Annotated in this window: 17 protein-coding genes, 1 rRNA gene and 1 pseudogene; 4 read left to right on the top strand and 15 right to left on the bottom strand. The window is 43.0% G+C overall.

Annotated elements, in window-relative coordinates:
* Positions 1-139 precede the first annotated feature (139 nt).
* Together MHB83_RS09330 and MHB83_RS09325 are read right to left on the bottom strand one after the other, a co-directional pair.
* A 16S ribosomal RNA gene (locus MHB83_RS09330) occupies positions 140-1,688 on the bottom strand.
* 319 nt (positions 1,689-2,007) lie between these two features.
* The gene (locus tag MHB83_RS09325) at positions 2,008-2,886 is read right to left on the bottom strand and encodes a nucleotidyltransferase-like protein (protein ID WP_342496262.1); all 879 of its coding nucleotides are present in this window, start codon (positions 2,884-2,886) and stop codon (positions 2,008-2,010) included.
* 190 nt (positions 2,887-3,076) lie between these two features.
* On the opposite strand from MHB83_RS09325, the gene MHB83_RS09320 reads away from it, so the two are divergent.
* The gene (locus tag MHB83_RS09320; RefSeq protein ID WP_003217804.1) at positions 3,077-3,424 is read left to right on the top strand and encodes a YgzB family protein; all 348 of its coding nucleotides are present in this window, start codon (positions 3,077-3,079) and stop codon (positions 3,422-3,424) included.
* Positions 3,425-3,458: 34 nt separating this feature from the next.
* On the opposite strand, the gene perR is transcribed toward MHB83_RS09320, so the two are convergent.
* Both perR and bcp read right to left on the bottom strand, forming a co-directional pair.
* Positions 3,459-3,896: a peroxide-responsive transcriptional repressor PerR gene (gene perR / locus MHB83_RS09315; RefSeq protein ID WP_003217782.1), complete on the bottom strand. Its 438-nt coding sequence runs from the start codon at positions 3,894-3,896 to the stop codon at positions 3,459-3,461.
* A 157-nt stretch (positions 3,897-4,053) separates the two neighbouring features.
* Entirely contained in the window at positions 4,054-4,521 is a 468-nt protein-coding gene (bcp, locus tag MHB83_RS09310) for a thioredoxin-dependent thiol peroxidase (RefSeq protein ID WP_113386881.1), read from the bottom strand.
* 128 nt (positions 4,522-4,649) lie between these two features.
* Between bcp and MHB83_RS09305 the strand changes: the two genes are divergently transcribed.
* Positions 4,650-5,945: a glutamate-1-semialdehyde 2,1-aminomutase gene (locus tag MHB83_RS09305; RefSeq protein WP_212046471.1), complete on the top strand. Its 1,296-nt coding sequence runs from the start codon at positions 4,650-4,652 to the stop codon at positions 5,943-5,945.
* Positions 5,946-6,191: 246 nt separating this feature from the next.
* Positions 6,192-7,265 (top strand): aromatic acid exporter family protein, encoded by a 1,074-nt coding sequence (locus MHB83_RS09300; protein ID WP_050944721.1) that lies wholly within the window; start codon positions 6,192-6,194, stop codon positions 7,263-7,265.
* Between the two features lie 34 nt (positions 7,266-7,299).
* Here the strand turns inward: MHB83_RS09300 and MHB83_RS09295 are convergent, their stop codons facing one another.
* The 10 genes and pseudogenes from MHB83_RS09295 to fabL all read right to left on the bottom strand — a co-directional run bounded on the left by MHB83_RS09295 (position 7,300) and on the right by fabL (position 16,843).
* Positions 7,300-8,196, bottom strand: coding sequence for an ABC transporter permease (locus MHB83_RS09295; protein WP_061407165.1), 897 nt, complete (start codon positions 8,194-8,196; stop codon positions 7,300-7,302).
* A gap of 17 nt (positions 8,197-8,213) precedes the next feature.
* Positions 8,214-9,215, bottom strand: coding sequence for an ABC transporter permease (locus MHB83_RS09290; protein ID WP_003217874.1), 1,002 nt, complete (start codon positions 9,213-9,215; stop codon positions 8,214-8,216).
* 60 nt (positions 9,216-9,275) lie between these two features.
* On the bottom strand, positions 9,276-10,862 hold the full coding sequence (locus MHB83_RS09285) for an ABC transporter substrate-binding protein (protein WP_113386878.1): 1,587 nt from the start codon (positions 10,860-10,862) through the stop codon (positions 9,276-9,278).
* Positions 10,837-11,814, bottom strand: coding sequence for an ABC transporter ATP-binding protein (locus MHB83_RS09280; protein ID WP_342496840.1), 978 nt, complete (start codon positions 11,812-11,814; stop codon positions 10,837-10,839). Before MHB83_RS09280 ends, MHB83_RS09285 begins: the two co-directional genes overlap by 26 nt.
* A complete protein-coding gene (locus MHB83_RS09275; RefSeq protein WP_335356030.1) occupies positions 11,783-12,805 on the bottom strand; it encodes an ABC transporter ATP-binding protein in 1,023 nt (340 codons plus the stop codon). The genes MHB83_RS09280 and MHB83_RS09275 overlap by 32 nt, the downstream gene beginning before the upstream one ends.
* Before the next feature lie 112 nt (positions 12,806-12,917).
* Positions 12,918-14,660, bottom strand: a complete 1,743-nt coding sequence (locus tag MHB83_RS09270) for an ABC transporter ATP-binding protein (protein ID WP_050944726.1) — start codon at positions 14,658-14,660, stop codon at positions 12,918-12,920.
* Positions 14,661-14,755: 95 nt separating this feature from the next.
* The gene (locus MHB83_RS09265) at positions 14,756-15,286 is read right to left on the bottom strand and encodes a DUF402 domain-containing protein (protein ID WP_003217818.1); all 531 of its coding nucleotides are present in this window, start codon (positions 15,284-15,286) and stop codon (positions 14,756-14,758) included.
* 147 nt (positions 15,287-15,433) lie between these two features.
* Positions 15,434-15,694 carry a YgaB family protein gene (locus tag MHB83_RS09260; RefSeq protein WP_050944727.1) on the bottom strand — a complete coding sequence of 87 codons (261 nt, stop codon included), beginning with the start codon at positions 15,692-15,694 and terminating at the stop codon, positions 15,434-15,436.
* Positions 15,695-15,868: 174 nt separating this feature from the next.
* A pseudogene (locus MHB83_RS09255) lies at positions 15,869-16,015 on the bottom strand (gamma-type small acid-soluble spore protein); the annotation flags it as partial.
* Between the two features lie 75 nt (positions 16,016-16,090).
* Entirely contained in the window at positions 16,091-16,843 is a 753-nt protein-coding gene (gene fabL / locus MHB83_RS09250) for an enoyl-[acyl-carrier-protein] reductase FabL (RefSeq protein ID WP_226804816.1), read from the bottom strand.
* An 81-nt stretch (positions 16,844-16,924) separates the two neighbouring features.
* Between fabL and MHB83_RS09245 the strand changes: the two genes are divergently transcribed.
* On the top strand, positions 16,925-17,149 hold the full coding sequence (locus MHB83_RS09245; protein ID WP_044139672.1) for a hypothetical protein: 225 nt from the start codon (positions 16,925-16,927) through the stop codon (positions 17,147-17,149).
* On the opposite strand, the gene mutY is transcribed toward MHB83_RS09245, so the two are convergent.
* Positions 17,136-18,236 carry an A/G-specific adenine glycosylase gene (gene mutY, locus MHB83_RS09240; RefSeq protein WP_335356031.1) on the bottom strand — a complete coding sequence of 367 codons (1,101 nt, stop codon included), beginning with the start codon at positions 18,234-18,236 and terminating at the stop codon, positions 17,136-17,138. The genes MHB83_RS09245 and mutY overlap by 14 nt on opposite strands.
* Positions 18,237-18,351 lie beyond the last annotated feature (115 nt).

Below are 18,351 nucleotides of genomic sequence, written 5' to 3'. Positions count from 1 at the left end.
ATTGCATTCAATGTGAATGTATTACTTATTGTTATCTAGTTTTCAAAGAACAATCCTGTCTCGCTAGAGACATGTCTTGAAGGAATGATCCTTCAAAACTAAACAAGACGAAAACGCACACTGCTCCATATATCCTTAGAAAGGAGGTGATCCAGCCGCACCTTCCGATACGGCTACCTTGTTACGACTTCACCCCAATCATCTGCCCCACCTTCGGCGGCTGGCTCCATAAAGGTTACCTCACCGACTTCGGGTGTTGCAAACTCTCGTGGTGTGACGGGCGGTGTGTACAAGGCCCGGGAACGTATTCACCGCGGCATGCTGATCCGCGATTACTAGCGATTCCAGCTTCACGCAGTCGAGTTGCAGACTGCGATCCGAACTGAGAACAGATTTATGGGATTGGCTAAACCTTGCGGTCTCGCAGCCCTTTGTTCTGTCCATTGTAGCACGTGTGTAGCCCAGGTCATAAGGGGCATGATGATTTGACGTCATCCCCACCTTCCTCCGGTTTGTCACCGGCAGTCACCTTAGAGTGCCCAACTAAATGCTGGCAACTAAGATCAAGGGTTGCGCTCGTTGCGGGACTTAACCCAACATCTCACGACACGAGCTGACGACAACCATGCACCACCTGTCACTCTGTCCCCGAAGGGAAAGCCCTATCTCTAGGGTTGTCAGAGGATGTCAAGACCTGGTAAGGTTCTTCGCGTTGCTTCGAATTAAACCACATGCTCCACCGCTTGTGCGGGCCCCCGTCAATTCCTTTGAGTTTCAGTCTTGCGACCGTACTCCCCAGGCGGAGTGCTTAATGCGTTAGCTGCAGCACTAAGGGGCGGAAACCCCCTAACACTTAGCACTCATCGTTTACGGCGTGGACTACCAGGGTATCTAATCCTGTTCGCTCCCCACGCTTTCGCTCCTCAGCGTCAGTTACAGACCAGAGAGTCGCCTTCGCCACTGGTGTTCCTCCACATCTCTACGCATTTCACCGCTACACGTGGAATTCCACTCTCCTCTTCTGCACTCAAGTTTCCCAGTTTCCAATGACCCTCCCCGGTTGAGCCGGGGGCTTTCACATCAGACTTAAGAAACCGCCTGCGAGCCCTTTACGCCCAATAATTCCGGACAACGCTTGCCACCTACGTATTACCGCGGCTGCTGGCACGTAGTTAGCCGTGGCTTTCTGGTTAGGTACCGTCAAGGTGCGAGCAGTTACTCTCGCACTTGTTCTTCCCTAACAACAGAGCTTTACGATCCGAAAACCTTCATCACTCACGCGGCGTTGCTCCGTCAGACTTTCGTCCATTGCGGAAGATTCCCTACTGCTGCCTCCCGTAGGAGTCTGGGCCGTGTCTCAGTCCCAGTGTGGCCGATCACCCTCTCAGGTCGGCTACGCATCGTCGCCTTGGTGAGCCATTACCCCACCAACTAGCTAATGCGCCGCGGGTCCATCTGTAAGTGACAGCCGAAACCGTCTTTCATCCTTGAACCATGCGGTTCAAGGAACTATCCGGTATTAGCTCCGGTTTCCCGGAGTTATCCCAGTCTTACAGGCAGGTTACCCACGTGTTACTCACCCGTCCGCCGCTAACATCTGGGAGCAAGCTCCCTTCTGTTCGCTCGACTTGCATGTATTAGGCACGCCGCCAGCGTTCGTCCTGAGCCAGGATCAAACTCTCCGAGGTATGCAGGATGCATATCACACATGCGTTGCTACACGATGTAGCGAACTTAGCATGTGATCATTTCCTGCCTCGTCAGCGTTTGACTGACTACCTATGATATAACATAGGATTTTTTTATAAAAACTCGAATTAACAGGTACGTTTTGTCTTGTTTAGTTTTCAAAGATCATCTTCGCCGTCTCTCAGAGGCGACTTTCTCAATATAACATTTCGACGCTGTGTGCGTCAAGTGTTTTTTAGAATTTCTTTTTGTCAGCTTTTCTTCCAAAAGCAACTTGTTTGCTCGTTAGCGACGTATAATAATATACCATCATAATATTCAGGCGTCAATATCTTTTTTCACAAAATATCCTCGATGATAGATTTTTTGCCCCTTTGTCTCAATCGGCTCCACCTGAACAATTCCTTTTTCCACAAAGAAATCAATCATGACGCTAAGGTCAGGCGTGAAATACTTGAGGTCAGGATGCGCGAGAAGCTCTCCAAAAAGCCATATATTTTGCTGTTCCATGACATGACGCAAATGAGCGGCGCCAATTTCTGCTTTTGAATGGATCAAAAAGTCATTTGCTAAAAATAAAAGTTCCAAACGTTTATGAAGGCTTTCGTGGCTTTCAATGAGTTCTGAATAAAGTTTATATACTTCCGGTTCCATATGACGCACCTGATTCCAAACTGTCACTTCTGGGTGGAAACCTTTATCGATCACTTCAATACGTGCCAAATGATGCAGAGCATGCACAATTGAATTATATGCATCAAGGAATTGATTTGACTCAAAAAATGCTTTTCCTTCTATATATCTGCGAATAAGCTTGCCGTATTCTAAACCGATTTTAAGTTTGCGGTTTGAAAATGGGAATGTACTCAGGTCATCAATTAAGTTGAAAATATATTCATTTCGATCAAATAGGACTTTCCCATTCAAAATCCAATCAATGATTCGGCGGTTTGTGCCAAGGGTGATCCATTCCTTCAACTGCTCATCTGTGACAACATTTAAAGAAGCTGTTTGGTGATCGGATTCATAGTGCTTGATAAATAACGGCTCTTCCGCTTCTTTTACAATGACTAGAAGTGCTGCATCAAAGTTATCCGTCTCAGAAGATACCTTGTGTCTTCTTTCTACTATAATCACAGCCAATGTGTCTGGGTGACTTGCTCTCTCTTGATAAATAGGACGGAGAAGATTTTCCATAGTGATTCCTCCAATACTCGGGTGTAAAGTTCTTCTCTAATGCTATGTATTTCTCCTCATAGAATCAAAATTCCTTCAATTCAAGAAAAAAGATCATTGAATCATTATAAGCAATTTATTCACAAAACTCTATAACTAATTCAAACAGAAAGGTAAAATGTGCTATATTGGAGACAAGGGGGGGCTAGGGATGGCGAAATACTCCAGTAAGATTAATAAAATCAGAACATTTGCACTCAGTTTGGTTTTTGTTGGCTTTCTGATCATGTATATCGGTGTGTTCTTCAAGGAATCGATTTGGCTGTCGACTTTCTTTATGCTGCTCGGCGTCTTATCGATCGGATTGAGTACAGTGGTTTACTTTTGGATCGGTATGCTTTCTACGAAGGCAGTCCGTGTCGTATGTCCAGGCTGTGAGAAGGAAACAAAAGTGCTTGGGCGGGTGGACATGTGCATGCATTGCAGAGAGCCGCTTACACTCGATCCAGCATTAGAAGGCAAAGAGTTTGATGAATCCTACAATCGAAAAAAGTCATAAAAAAAGCTGACCATTTAACCGGTCAGCTTTTTCATTAATGATTTTCTTTTTTCGCACATTCTTGACAAGTCCCATAGATCTCCAAGCGATGATGACTGACTGTAAAGCCCGTCACATGGGATGCAAGCTGTTCAACTTCATCAAGGCCAGGATAATGAAAGTCCACTATTTTTCCGCAGTTTTCACAAATCGCATGGTAATGGTCAGATGTCGCAAAATCAAATCGGCTTGAGGAATCACCGTACGTTAATTCCTTTACTAATCCAGATTCCCGGAAGACTCGTAAATTGTTGTAAACCGTTGCGACACTCATATTTGGAAATTTCCCTTCAAGTGCTTTATATATATCGTCCGCGGTTGGGTGAGTCATAGAATTTACGAGAAACTCCAAGATGGCATGGCGCTGCGGAGTAATTCGAACACCGGTTTCTTTTAAAGCATCTAAAGCGTCTTTTAGTTCGTGAGCAGCCATTTCATCATGCACCTCTCTTCAAAAATATTCTTATATTGTAATCTTTATAATTAGTGTACCCCCAGAGCCGAATCTTTGTCAATTACAATCCTCTTTTTTACCTATTCTTCTTCACAAAAAAGACCGGCATGTCTGCCGGTCCTATCCTGTGATGATATTAAGCGTGAGATTTTAGTTCCTCAAGCGCTTCTTCTACGTGGTCTTTCACCTTAACTTTTCTCCACTCTTTCACAAGCATTCCTTCTTTATTAATAAGAAACGTTGAACGTTCGATGCCCATGTATTCTTTGCCAAAGTTCTTTTTCAGCTTCCATACTCCAAAGGCTTCGGACAATTTCTGTTCATCGTCTACAAGAAGTAAGAACGGTAAATCATGTTTTTCTTTAAACTTCTGATGCTTATCCTGACTGTCTGGGCTTACGCCGATAATGACAGCATCTAATTCTGCAAAGCTTTGATGGCGATCGCGGAAATCACATGCTTCTGTTGTACAGCCGGGTGTCATATCTTTTGGATAGAAATAAAGGACAATATGTTTTCCTTTAAAGTCAGAAAGCTTTACTTTCTCCCCGTTATCACCGGTTAATTCGATTTCAGGTACTTGCTGGCCTACTTCGATTGTCATGACACAATCCCTCCAACCTATTTTTTAATAGCCTATCCAATTTTGAAAGGATATTCAACTAAGGACGCTTGCATCGGCATGTTAAAATAATGATAGACGACGTGATACGTTGAGATAGGAGGCTATTTATGAAATTCACAGAATCAGAAAAATTACATCAAGAGGCGCTGGAGCATATTGTTGGAGGTGTCAACAGCCCGTCTCGTTCATATAAGGCAGTAGGCGGCGGTTCACCCGTGGCTATGGAAAAAGGAGAAGGCGCTTATTTTTGGGATGTTGACGGAAATCGCTATATCGATTATCTAGCAGCATACGGCCCAATTATTACAGGACATGCCCACCCTCATATTACAAAAGCGATTACAAAAGCGGCTGAATCAGGTGTCCTTTACGGAACGCCAACGAAGCATGAAGTCACTTTTGCTAAAATGCTGAAGGAAGCCATGCCTGCTTTAGACAAGGTTCGCTTTGTCAATTCAGGTACTGAAGCGGTGATGACAACGATTCGTGTCGCACGTGCATATACAGGCAGAACAAAGATCATTAAGTTTGCCGGATGCTATCACGGTCACTCTGATCTTGTACTTGTGGCAGCTGGCTCTGGTCCATCCACTTTAGGAACCCCTGATTCAGCAGGCGTTCCTAAGAGCATCGCCAATGAAGTGATTACCGTTCCATTTAATGATATTGACAGCTACAAAGAAGCATTGGATCGATGGGGTGATGAAGTCGCAGCTGTCCTTGTCGAGCCGATTGTCGGGAACTTCGGCATCGTGGAGCCTAAGGATGGTTTCCTGCAGCAGGTCAATGACCTCACTCATGAAAAGGGCGCACTTGTGATCTATGATGAAGTGATTACAGCTTTCCGCTTTATGTACGGAGGCGCACAGGACTTACTTCAAGTAAAACCTGACCTCACTGCATTAGGAAAAATCATTGGCGGCGGACTTCCAATCGGTGCTTATGGCGGTAAAAAAGAAATTATGGAGCAAGTCGCTCCTCTTGGACCAGCCTATCAAGCTGGCACGATGGCAGGAAATCCTGCCTCCATTCTTTCTGGTATTGCCTGCTTGGAAGTGTTAAAACAAGATGGTGTTTACGAGCATCTTGATCAGCTTGGCGCTATGCTAGAAGAAGGCATTTTAGCCCATGCAAAAAAACATCAAGTAGATATTACAGTGAACCGCTTAAAAGGGGCTCTCACTGTCTATTTCACAAAAGAAACCATTGTGAACTATGAACAGGCTGAAAATACGGATGGCGAAATGTTCGCTCGCTTCTTTAAATTAATGCTTTCGCAAGGGATTAACCTCGCTCCTTCTAAATATGAAGCTTGGTTCTTAACGATTGCACATACTGAAAAAGATATTTCTGAGACGCTGCAAGCAGTAGATCATGCGTTTGAACAGTTGAAACAATCATAATAGGGTCAAAAACAGGCGTAAAAAAAGGCGCCTGTTTTTTTATTTATCAGCTCTTGTTTGTCAAAAGCGTGTGAATCTGTTACATTTCTTCTCAATACCTTCTTTTGATGTTTTCATGAACTTTCAAAAATCACTTGAATATTTCGGAAGACCGCTGTATATTACTTAGTTGTTCATCAAAATATTTATAATAAATGACGAGTGATCATCTATTATCTAAAAGAAAGGAATGCAGGGACAAAACCAATGAAACTTGGAGCCCGTATTTTAAAAACCGGTATTGCCATTGTACTCGCGCTTTACCTGGCAACATGGCTTGGGTTGCCAACGCCCGTCTTCGCGGGAATTGCAGCTGTATTTGCTATCCAGCCATCTATTTATCGATCTTTTTTAACGATTGTTGATCAAGTGCAAGCCAATATTATTGGAGCAGCACTTGCCATTACGTTCGGTCTGCTTTTTGGCACTGGACCAGTCATTATCGGTTTAACCGCCGTCATGGTCATCGCCATTAATTTAAAGCTGAAGATTGAACACACGATTCCAATTGCACTTGTAACCGTCATTGCGATTTTAGAAAGTGCAGGGGATCATTTCCTTTCCTTTGCCTTAATTCGAACAGCTACTGTGGTGTTAGGAGTTCTTTCTTCATTTTTAGTGAATTTAATCTTCCTGCCGCCAAAGTATGAAACAAAGCTTGTTCATCACATTATGGAAAATACGGAGGAGATTTTAAAATGGATCCGTCTGAGCTCCAGACAGTCTACTGATCATTCCATTTTAAAGGATGACATCGATCAAATAAAAGAACGCATGATCAAATTAGATCACATTTACTTGTTATACAAAGAGGAACGAAGCTATTTAAAGAAAACAACCTATGTAAAATCAAGAAAGCTCGTTTTGTTCAGACAGGCCATTATGACATCGAATCGTGCCCTGTACTTGCTGAAAAAGCTTCATAAATTAGAAAATGAAATTCATTTGATGCCAGAGCATTTCAAGGAAAGCTTAACAGATGAAATTGATTACTTACTGTATTGGCATGAGCGCACCTTGATGAAATTCGTCGGTAAAATGAAGCCGCAGGACGATGAATTTCAAAATGAATGCTCTCTTCGCCTTGAAACGTTAACGAAATCATTTATCCAGCATCAGCAAAACCAAGAAAACGACTTGCTCGATTACAATATGCTGAATGTCATGTCCAGCATCATCGAATACCGTGATGAACTAGAGCATTTAGATACATTGATTACAAGCTTCCAGACGTATCACCCAAAAGACAGTGAAATTGAGACAGATGAAAAAGAAGCATAAATAGAAAAGACCAGACCGATTCCAAGAATCGGTCTTATTTTATTTTCTTCATTTTAGGATCCAGTGTGTCTCTTAATCCATCTCCCATCAGGTTAAAGCCCAAAACTGTCAGCATGATCGCTACACCTGGGAAAATTAATGTCCAAGGGGCTTGAACGAGATAAGGTCTTGCATCGGCAAGCATTTTCCCCCACTCTGGGCTTGGTGCCTGTGCACCCAATCCTAAAAAGCCTAAAGCCGCTGCTTCGATAATCGCTGTTCCGATCGCAAGCGTCGCTTGTACGATGACCGGCACCATACTGTTTGGCAGAATGTGACGCAGTACGATGCGGCGGTGTGACATCCCAACCGCCTTTGCTGCTAGCACGTATTCTTCTTGTTTAATACTCAGCACTTTTGAACGAACGAGCCGTCCAAAGGTTGGGACATTAATAATCGCAATGGCAATAAGGGCATTTTGTAAGGAGGGGCCTAAGATAGAGACGATCGCAATCGCCAGTAGAATACTAGGAAAAGCGAGTAAAATATCAAACACTCTCGAGATCACAGCATCTAGCACTCTTCCGCCATAGCCTGCAATCAATCCAAGCAGTGTGCCTAAAATGACAGACCCGAGAACCGAGAAGAAACCAACCCATAAGGAAATCCGCGCGCCATGCACAACTCTTGAAAATATATCTCTGCCGAAATCATCTGTACCAAACCAGTGCGCAGCTGATGGTGCACTAAATCGCTCACCGAGAGATTGTTCATTGATTCCAAAAGGAGCAATGAGCGGTGCAAATATCGCTAAAATGAGAAATAAAAAGACAATCACACTGCCAATGACCGCCAGCTTGTGCTGAAAGAACAGCTTCATCGATTCAAGAATCAATGATTGAGAGCGCTCTTCTTTTGGTTGAGGTGGTTCAAGCTCTTTTTGCGCTTCCATGTGATCACTCTCCCTCCCTAATATTTAATCCTTGGATCAATGACCGCATATAAGATGTCCACAATGAAATTGATCAGGACAAATATGAGCGCAACGACGAGAATGCCTGTTTGAATGACTGGGTAATCACGATAGCTGATGGCATCATATATATACCGCCCAATGCCCGGCCATGCAAAAATGGTCTCTGTTAAAATGGCCCCGCCTAGCAAGAGGCCTGTCTGAAGACCAATAATCGTCAAGATCGGAATAAGCGCATTTTTCAACCCATGCTGATAAATGATGAAAAATGAACGTACTCCTTTTGCTTTTGCTGTTCGAATAAAGTCTGAATGAAGCACTTCCAGCATACTTGCCCTTGTTATCCTTGCAATAATCGCAGCAGGGATTGTAGCAAGTGCTGTACTCGGTAAGATCAAATGCTTGATGCTGTCAGTGAATTGATCAAACCGGCCTTGCAAAAGTGTGTCCAGCGTATGAATATAGGTGATTGATTCCACTGGATTTCTGACGTTTTCACGTCCCGTTGTCGGTAAAATACCTAATTCAATCGAGAACAGCCACTGCCCCATTAAGCCTAACCAGAAAATCGGCATGGACACTCCAATGAGTGCAATAAACATCGCGACATAATCAAAGAAAGAATGTTTAAACCAAGCACTGATGATTCCAGCATTTACCCCCACAACAATCGCCAGCACCATGGCAAAAAAGGTCAATTCTAACGTCGCAAATAAGTATGGCTTCATTTCCTGGGCAATAGCCGCTCCTGTTCGTATCGAAGTCCCTAAATCCCCTTTTAAAAGGCCCAGCATGTAATGTCCGTATTGAACATACCAAGGCTGATTTAAACCGAGCTGGATGGTTAACTGTTCTACTGCTTCTTTCGTTGCCCGCTGTCCTAAGATGACCTGTGCTGGGTTTCCTGGAATAAACCGTATAATTGAAAACACGACCAATGTCATTCCGATCAATACTGGGATGAGCATTCCTGCCCGCTTCATACAATAAGCAAACAAACAGCTTTCACCGCCTTTTCTTTGTTTGAATAAGGGAGATACAAGATCTCCCTTATTTGCTTATTCGAAATACACGTCAGTCAAAGCCTCTGAACCAGTTGGATGCGGCTGGTAGCCTTTTAAATCACTAGATGCTGCAAGCATTGGGATGGAATGCACCAATGGAATCCAAGGTGCTTCATCATGAATGATTTCTTGTGCTTTTTTATATAGCTCATTTCGTTTCTTTTGATCTGTGTCTGTTTGCGCTTCAATGAGGATGTCATGCATTTTATCGTTTTCGAAGAATGTATAGTTGTTGCCGCCAATGCTGTCTTTGTCCAAAAGTGTGTAGATGAAATTATCAGGATCGCCATTGTCCCCTGTCCAGCCTAATAAGAACACATCAGCTTCCCCTTTACTTGCCTTATCTAAATAGGTCGCCCAGTCGTAAGTCACAATTTCTGCTTGGACGCCGACCTTTTCAAAGTTTGATTGAATGACTTCTGCTACCTTCATCCCATCTGGCATATACGGACGCGGTACAGGCATCGCCCAAAGCTTGATGCGAAAGCCGTCAGGAAAGCCCGCTTCTTTTAAAAGTTCCTTCGCTTTTTCAGGATCATACGGATATGGATCAATGTCGTCATTGTAACCTTCTAAAGCTGGAGGAAGAGGGTTTTTTGCTGGCTCGGCAAGTCCTCCATAAAATGACTTAATAATGGATTCTTTATCGACCGCGTAATTGAGCGCTTGACGAACGAGCTTGTTATCAAGCGGCTTTCTTGTGACGGTCAGTCCGATATAACCTACATTCATTGATGGTCTTTCAATGAGCTGGAGTGCTTGATCCGTTTTAATGCCATCTAAATCTGACGGATTCACGCCATCCATCAAATCGATCTCGCCTGTTTTCAATGCATTTAAGCGAGCCGAGTTTTCTGGGATCGAGCGGAAGATGATTTGATTCAGTTTTGGTTTATCCTTCTGCCAGTAATCTTCGTTCTTTTCTAACACGATACGGTCGTTTTGTTTCCACTCTTTAAATTTGAATGGTCCTGTTCCTACTGGATTTTCGCGAAAGGAATCGCCGCTTTTTTCAACAGCTGCAGGACTCGCGATGCCAAACGGTGACATGGCAATATTTTTAAGGAATGTCGCCTGCGGGCGCTTTAGCTGAAATTCAACTTCATGCTCACCTTTGACGATGATGTCTTTAATCACATGTCCTTTATCTTTTTTATAGCCGCCAAACATGCCATAGTACGGGAATTTTTCTGCATCACCATTCATCCAGCGGTCAAAGTTGAATTTCACTGCTTCTGCGTTAAAGTCTGTGCCATCGTGAAATTTCACACCTTCTCTTAAGTAGAATGTGTACGATTTTCCGTCCTTTGCAACATCCCAGTCTGTTGCGAGACCTGGGTGGATGGTCGTGTCTTTCTCACCGTAATTCAGCAGCTTTTCAAACATATTCTCTGTGACCTTGAAGGTTTCGCCTTCTGTTGTTGTGATTGGATCAAGCGAAGTGGAGTCTCCTCCTCTGCCAAATACGAGGGTGTCTTTTGTTGCCTTCTCTTCTGATGACGGAGCGGACGAGCATCCCCCTAAAAACAGTGCAAGTGCCAGCACAAAAATGAAACTACTGAACAACCATGTCTTCTTCATTGTGTTCCTCCTTTTGATATAAGTAACACGCCGCCGCGTGCCCCGCTTCCTCCTCATACAAAGCAGGTGCTGCTTTTAAGCATTTCTCCCACCTTTTTGGACACCTTTTGTAGAAAGGACAACCGCCGCTTGGCGTCATTGCAGACTCTTCTGCCGACACATCTTGCGTCTCTAGCACGTGATCCATATGTGGAATGGATTTCAGAAGCAGCGATGTATAAGGATGAAGCGGGCTGTGAAATACGTCTTCGGCAGGCCCCATTTCGACAATGCGGCCAGCATACATGACTGCGATTCGGTCACTCATATATCTGACAACACCAAGATCGTGAGAAATAAATAGATACGTTAGAGAAAGTGTCTTTTGCAATTCAAGCATCAAATTTAAAATTTGCGCTTGAACGGATACATCTAAAGCTGAAACGGGTTCATCGGCAATGACAAGACTTGGATGGGTAATGAGTGCTCTAGCGATACCAATACGCTGCCTTTGTCCGCCGCTGAATTGGTGCGCATAACGTTCTCCGTAGGATGGATCAAATCCGACAATATGTAGCATCTCTTTTACCCGATTCCGTCTTTCTGCTTTCGTTCCATGTCGATGGACAATGATCGGTTCCTCTAAAATATCTTTGATTTTCATTCGTGGATTTAATGAAGCGTATGGATCTTGAAAAATCATTTGAATGTCTTTTCTTAAAGAACGCATCTCTCTTTCTTTCAAAAGAGTGACCTCTTGCCCTTTCAGTTGAATAGAGCCTGACGTCGGTTCAGTTAATCTCATTAAGCTTTTGCCAAGTGTTGATTTCCCGCAGCCTGATTCACCAACAATGCCAAGCGTTTCCCCCTCCTTCACGTGAAAGGACACTTGTTTTAAAGCCAAAGTCGATTGTTTATGTTTAGAAAAAAAAGCGGCTGTGTCATACCGTTTTGTCAGCTGATTCACTTGCAAGAGTGGGTGACTCAATGTCTTCTCCTCCTTCCATTAGAAAGCACGCCACGCGGTGATCCTGTTCAATGGATTGTAAAACGGGATCTTCTTCAAGACATTGCGCCATTTGATAGGGGCAACGCGCGGCAAATTGACAGCCGGATCGAATGGTCCCTGGCTTCGGTACATGACCTGTAATAGAGATAAGCTTTTCTTTTTTCTCTTTGAACGATGGAACTGAGGCGAAAAGACCTTTTGTGTAGGGATGCAGAGGTTTTTGAAAAATACGGTCAACGGTTCCTTCTTCTACGATTCGACCGGCATACATAATCATGACTCGCTGGCATATTTGCCGCACGACACCTAGATCATGGGTAATAAATAAGATCGCGGTGTCCATCTCTTCATTCAGCTTTTTGAGCAGGCGAAGGATTTGCGCTTGGATGGTCACATCAAGTGCAGTTGTTGGTTCATCTGCGATCATGAGCTTTGGGTGACAAAGCATCGCCATCGCAATCATCACACGCTGGCGCATGCCACCTGATAATTCATGCGGGTATTTTTTAAGCAACGATTCGGCTTGCTTCAATCCGACTGTCTGAAGCAGATCAACCGCCTTCGCTTTTGCTTCTTTTTGACCGATTGCTTGATGTGTGAAAAGGGCTTCCGTCATTTGTTTGCCGATGGTCATTAATGGGTTTAGAGAGGTCATTGGTTCTTGAAAAATCATCGAAATGTCATTTCCTCTTATTTCTCGCCACTGTTTTTCTGAAAGCGACAGCAGGTTTTGCCCTTCGAATTGGATCTCTCCCGTTGTATCTGTTTGCTGGTTCAGTCCCATTAATGACATAGATGTGATACTTTTCCCGCAGCCAGATTCGCCAACAATTCCTAAGGTTTCTCCTTTTTGAATCGAGAACGATATGTGATGGACGATGGGTACTTTTTGCTTTTTTTGCTGAAATGCAATGGACAGCTGTTTGACATCTAGCAGCACGTCTTGTTCTTTCACATATTCACCACCCCGTCATACTTTTTAAAATTGTATTGAGACAAGCTGGGAAATATGTCATGTTTTTGACAAGCATAAAAAAGCCTATCCGCTAGAATCGGATAGGCTTCTACTAATTTAATGTTTGAATGGTAAAAAGATGGCGATAGTGGCTGTCTCTGTTCATTAATTCTTCGTGTGTTCCTTTTTCCACAATCTCACCTTGTTCCATGACGACAATGAGGTCAGCATGTGTAATTGTTGATAAGCGGTGCGCGACAATAAAGGTTGTGCGGTCCTTTGCTAGCTTTTGCATCGCTTCTTGAATGTAATGTTCACTTTCTAAATCTAGTGCAGACGTTGCTTCATCTAAAATCAACAGCGGTGGATTTTTTAGAAAGACCCTTGCAATGGAAATCCGCTGTTTTTGACCGCCTGACAGCTTCACGCCCCGTTCTCCTACCTTCGTGTCATATCCTTCTGGAAGAGACATAATAAAGTCATGGGCATTTGCCGCTTTTGCAGCCGAAACGATTTTTTCAAAAGAGGCTTCTGGGTCTCCAACCGCAATATTTTCTTTAATCGTGTCACTGAATAAGAATGTATCCTGCAGCACCATTCCGACTTGATTTCGAAGGCTTCTTGCTCTGTACTCTTTTATATCAATGCCGTCAATTTCAAGTGACCCGTTTGTCACATCATAAAACCTTGGAATTAAGCTGACGAGAGTCGACTTCCCTCCACCGCTCATTCCTACAAGCGCAACCGTTTGTCCTTTTTCTACTTTCAAGGAGATATTGCGGAGAATCTCTTCTTGCGTGTGTTCATAACGAAACGATACATTTTTAAATTCGACCTCTCCTTTTAAATGATCGGCTTCTTTTGCATTCGGCCGATCTGTTACCTCGTATGGCTCATCAATAAATTCAAAGATACGATCCATTGACGCTACTGACTGAGTTAAAGTCGTGGATGAGTTTATGAGGCGGCGAATCGGGTTGTACATCCGGTCAATATAACCGACAAAGGCAATCATAGTCCCGATCGAAAGTGATCCATTAATGACGGTGTAGCCAGCAAATGCAATGATCAATAGCGGTGCAATATCAGTGATAGTATTGACGACGGCAAATGTTTTGGCGTTCCAATTCGTATGATTGATCGCTTTGTTTAAGAAATTTTTGTTTTCATCATGAAAATTCTCTTGTTCATATTCTTCAATGGCAAAGCTCCGAATGACTGGCATTCCTTGTACTCGCTCATGTAAATGCCCTTGCACTTCAGCCAGCGCCTGTGACCGCTCTTTTGTCAGCTTGCGGAGCCGTCCGTAAAAATACTTCACTGCAAACGCATATAACGGAAAAATAATGACAGACACGATGGTGAGCTTGATGTCCAGTGTACACATAATGGCGATCACGATCAGCACGGTCATCAAATCTAGCCAAATGTTCATAAGACCTGTGATGACAAACTCTTTTGTCTGCTCCACATCGTTGATGACTCTAGAAATGATTTCTCCTGTTCTCGTGTTGGCATAATAACGAAGGCTGAGCTTTTGAATATGCGAAAACAGCTTTTCTCGAATATCAAACAATACCTTACTGCCTGTCCACTGCGCATAGTATTGTCTATAGTATTCAACAGGCGGCCTCATCACTAAAAATAAGACGAGCATGATTCCCATAATGATCAGTAGAGATGATGTCTTTTCTTCAGCCGCCCCCGAGCCTTGAATGACATCATCAATGACATACTTTAAAAGCAGAGGCAATGTTAAGGGAATCGAGAACTTGATCATCCCGATGACCATTGTCAATGCAATCTGTTTCTTATACGGTGTTACAAAAGCCATGTAGCGTTTAATGACCCCCATGTAAATCTCCTTCCCAATCTATCAGTGCCTCTTATCCGTACGCAATCAAAAACCTGTTAGCCTAAAAAGCCAAACAGGTTTTTTGATGCTCTTGCTTATTTTGTATAATGTAAAAAACGTTCATACCACATATCCACAAATTCAGGAGCAAACGGACCTTTCCGCTGGTGAATCCAATGCAATAATGTATTCAGATGCTCTCTTAAGATACTATCAATTTCCTTTGGATAATTCATCTGCCTCTTATGATCTGCATATTCATCCTCATCCAAAATATTATACGTCATGTCTGGAAAGACTTTGACATCTAAGTCGTAATCAATATACTTAATTGCTTCTTCATCTGTTGCAAAAGGAGAGCTGATGTTGCAGTAATAATATACCCCATCATCTCTAAGCATCCCAATCACATTAAACCATTGTTTTGCATGGAAATAGCAAATAGCCGGTTCTCTCGTCATCCAAGTACGGCCGTCGGATTCAGTCACCATTGTCCGGTCGTTTGCACCAATGATACACAATTCCGTTGCTTTCAGAATGGTGGTTTCATTCCAAATCCTGTGGATCAAGCCATTGTGTTTATAGCTTTGAATTTGGATGCTTTCTCCTTCCTTGGGATAGCCCATATTTTCTCCCCTACTTTCTATAACAAAAAAACATAACAGTCCAAAGACCTAATTTCCCAACTAAACATGTCTCTATCATATTATACCGTTACATCATTAAAAAATGAAATGAAAAAGCCATTCAACCCAATTGAACGGCACACTGTCTTACATCACGGTTGAACTCTTTTCCATCTGCTTATATGAATTGATGACCTCTTCTGTCTGTTTTGTAAACAAGGTTTGGATTTTTTGCAGTTCCTTACGTTTCTGTTTGATTTGATCATGAAGCCTAGTCCACTCTTCTTGTTTTTCATCTTGCAGCAATTGTTTTTCTGTTTCTAAGCATAGATCGAGTTCTCCCTGTACATTGAGCAGTTGATCCATGAGCTGCATTTGTTCTTTTACAAGCTGATCGAAATCAGACATCTAACTCCTCCCTTTTATTTTCATCCACTTTTTGTCTGTATACCATTTCTTGAAAGATTGCCGAAATCCTTTGACTGTTTATGTAGAGGCTTTACAGGTTTTGTCGGATGGTGGGGAGAGGCAAAAAGAAAAGCACTTCATTCGTAGATGAAGTGCTTCCCTCTGTTTCAGTGATTAGCTGTTTTGTTGTTTGTTTTGCTCAGCTTTTTGGTTGTATTTTTTTACTTGCTGTGCGTCAGTCTCGCTAGCAAATTCAGTACCATATTGACCTTGAGCAGTAGCTTGGTTTTGTTTTTTCACTTGTTGTGCGTTTGTTTTGTTTTGTTGTTTATCCATCATTATCACCTCCACGCACATTAATTTGTGCAGAAGGTGTACTTCCTATTCATGATTTTTTTAAACAAGCAAAGAACGTCCGCCATCCACAATAATCGTCTGTCCTCTAATCATGTCTGCCTTGCCTGACACAAGGAATTCGACGCTATCGACCATGTCTTTAATTTCTACCATTCGGCCAGCAGGAGTGTTTTTCTTCGCGTCTTCTAAAAGCTCTTCTCGGTTCGGGAAGTGCTTAAGTGCATCTGTATCAATCGCGCCGCCAGATACGGCATTCACGACAATATTTTTTTGTGACAGCTCAACGGATAGATAACGCGTCAATGCTTCTAATGCTGCTTTTGATACGCCGACTACTGTGTAATTTTCAAGGTAGCGAATAGAGCCAAGTGAGCTAATGCTGACGATATGTCCGCCGCCGTTTTTCTCCATTAATTTCGCCGCTTCTTGTCCGCAGAATAACAAAGCTTTCGCATTGATATTCATCGTCCAGTCCCAATGATTTTCTTCAAGGTCCATGATTGGACGCTGAACACCAGATGCCGCATTGTTCACAAATATATCTAAACGGCCAAAGGTTTCGTCGATTTGCTGAAACATATCTTTGATTTTCTCTGGCTGACCTACATTGGCTTTGACAACCAATGTTTTTACACCCATCGCTTCAATTTCTTCCGCTGTTTCAAGTGCGGCTTTTTTGCTTCTCGCATAGTTAATGACAATGTCATATCCTTTTTCAGCTAGGCGAAGGGCTACTTCTTTCCCTACACCTCTGCTGCTGCCTGTAATTAATGCACATTTACGTTGATTCATTATGGTTCATCTCCTGATTTGAATAGTTTTCGTCCATTCGCTTCACACTAATAGGAAAGTTCCTATTAGGAGGTTACATTCATGTATGTCGGACGCGATTTAAGCCAGCTTGGCATGATGTCCAAGGATCAATGGAAAGATACTGAGCTTGCTTACTTTCATCATGCTTTCCAACAAATTTTACCTTATTTAAACGAAGAAGGGCAATCTAAGTATCGAGAAATCATTTCTGAAATTGAAAACCGCGGGGGGCTGCACCGAAATGAAGCCGATTATACCCACGGTACAACGGTTAAATACGACTAGGTTCTTCAAGTGCCATCTTCCAAATTTTTTGGTGTGAGACTGGCAAAGCATATGCCTCAAATTCTTCTGTCGTCACTTTTTTCAGCATCGTGTCATCAGATACAGATGTCACACGTCCAAAGAAAACAGAAATATTCCAGATGAGGTGGGTAAATACATGCTGAATGGTGCCTTCTAAATCACCAAGTTCTGCTTGTACACCCGCTTCCTCTTTTAAGAAATCAATCAGCTGCTCTTTTTCCGTTTTTCTTCCCTTTATGGTTTCCATGTTTGGGAACTCCCATAAATTCGCAAGCAGACCTGTACTTGGCCGCTTATGAATATAGAGGTTGCCTGCATCATCAAATAACACCACTGCTGCCATTGATTTTGCAGTCGGTTTTTTCTTTTTGCTTTTCACTGGGAGCTCATGCTGAACGCCTTCCTCAAGTGCCGAGCAATGCATGTTCACAGGGCAAATAAGGCAGGCAGGGGATGTTGGGGTGCAGATGAGCGCACCTAGCTCCATCAACCCTTGATTGAATTCTGACGGCTTTTCCCGGGAAATGAGCTGATCCACCGCAAACTCGAAAATATTTCTCGTTTTTGGTTTTGCAATATCATCCCATATGGACAAAATACGGGAAATGACCCTCATAACGTTGCCGTCTACCGCAGGGTACGGCTTGTTATAGGCGATACTCAGTACTGCGCCGCTCGTATACGGACCTACACCTTTGAGCTTTGAAAATTGCTCTTTCGTATCAGGGACAATGCCACCGTAGGATTCATATACTTCTTTCACAGCTGCCTGTAAATTACGCACTCTTGAGTAGTAGCCAAGACCTTCCCATGCTTTCATGACCTTTTCTTCATCAGCTAAAGCGAGATCTTTCACCGTCGGGAATTGCTCCATAAACCGGTTGAAGTACGGAATGACCGTATCTACTCTCGTTTGCTGAAGCATCACTTCTGATACCCAAACGCGGTATGGATCTTGATTTTCACGCCATGGCAATGTTCGTTGTTCTTTTTCATACCAATCAATTAAATCATGCTGAAAGCCCGCAATATCTTTGCGGTCCAGCTTTTCTTGAATGTCTTTCATATCTATACTCCTTCTCACTTGAACCGAGGGCTAACGTTCTGAAAAGAACCTTATTTGTTGTATACTGTTTGTAGATACGTTAACATGTTACATTAAATCGGGATAAAGCAAAAGT

The organism is Bacillus sp. FSL K6-3149 (genome assembly GCF_038630515.1).
In the GTDB taxonomy this organism is placed as follows: Bacteria; Bacillota; Bacilli; order Bacillales; family Bacillaceae; genus Bacillus; species Bacillus pumilus.
The sequence above is the reverse complement of the archived record's forward strand: the minus strand, read 5'-3'. Positions and strand labels throughout refer to the sequence as shown.

Bases quoted from the DNA above. Each gene is read 5' to 3' on its own strand.
- MHB83_RS09325 (WP_342496262.1), bottom strand. From the start codon at position 2,886: ATGGAAAATCTTCTCCGTCCTATTTATCAAGAGAGAGCAAGTCACCCA.
- MHB83_RS09320 (WP_003217804.1), top strand. From the start codon at position 3,077: ATGGCGAAATACTCCAGTAAGATTAATAAAATCAGAACATTTGCACTC.
- perR (WP_003217782.1), bottom strand. From the start codon at position 3,896: ATGGCTGCTCACGAACTAAAAGACGCTTTAGATGCTTTAAAAGAAACC.
- bcp (WP_113386881.1), bottom strand. From the start codon at position 4,521: ATGACAATCGAAGTAGGCCAGCAAGTACCTGAAATCGAATTAACCGGT.
- MHB83_RS09305 (WP_212046471.1), top strand. From the start codon at position 4,650: ATGAAATTCACAGAATCAGAAAAATTACATCAAGAGGCGCTGGAGCAT.
- MHB83_RS09300 (WP_050944721.1), top strand. From the start codon at position 6,192: ATGAAACTTGGAGCCCGTATTTTAAAAACCGGTATTGCCATTGTACTC.
- MHB83_RS09295 (WP_061407165.1), bottom strand. From the start codon at position 8,196: ATGGAAGCGCAAAAAGAGCTTGAACCACCTCAACCAAAAGAAGAGCGC.
- MHB83_RS09285 (WP_113386878.1), bottom strand. From the start codon at position 10,862: ATGAAGAAGACATGGTTGTTCAGTAGTTTCATTTTTGTGCTGGCACTT.
- MHB83_RS09270 (WP_050944726.1), bottom strand. From the start codon at position 14,660: ATGGGGGTCATTAAACGCTACATGGCTTTTGTAACACCGTATAAGAAA.
- MHB83_RS09265 (WP_003217818.1), bottom strand. From the start codon at position 15,286: ATGGGCTATCCCAAGGAAGGAGAAAGCATCCAAATTCAAAGCTATAAA.
- MHB83_RS09260 (WP_050944727.1), bottom strand. From the start codon at position 15,694: ATGTCTGATTTCGATCAGCTTGTAAAAGAACAAATGCAGCTCATGGAT.
- fabL (WP_226804816.1), bottom strand. From the start codon at position 16,843: ATGAATCAACGTAAATGTGCATTAATTACAGGCAGCAGCAGAGGTGTA.
- MHB83_RS09245 (WP_044139672.1), top strand. From the start codon at position 16,925: ATGTATGTCGGACGCGATTTAAGCCAGCTTGGCATGATGTCCAAGGAT.
- mutY (WP_335356031.1), bottom strand. From the start codon at position 18,236: ATGAAAGACATTCAAGAAAAGCTGGACCGCAAAGATATTGCGGGCTTT.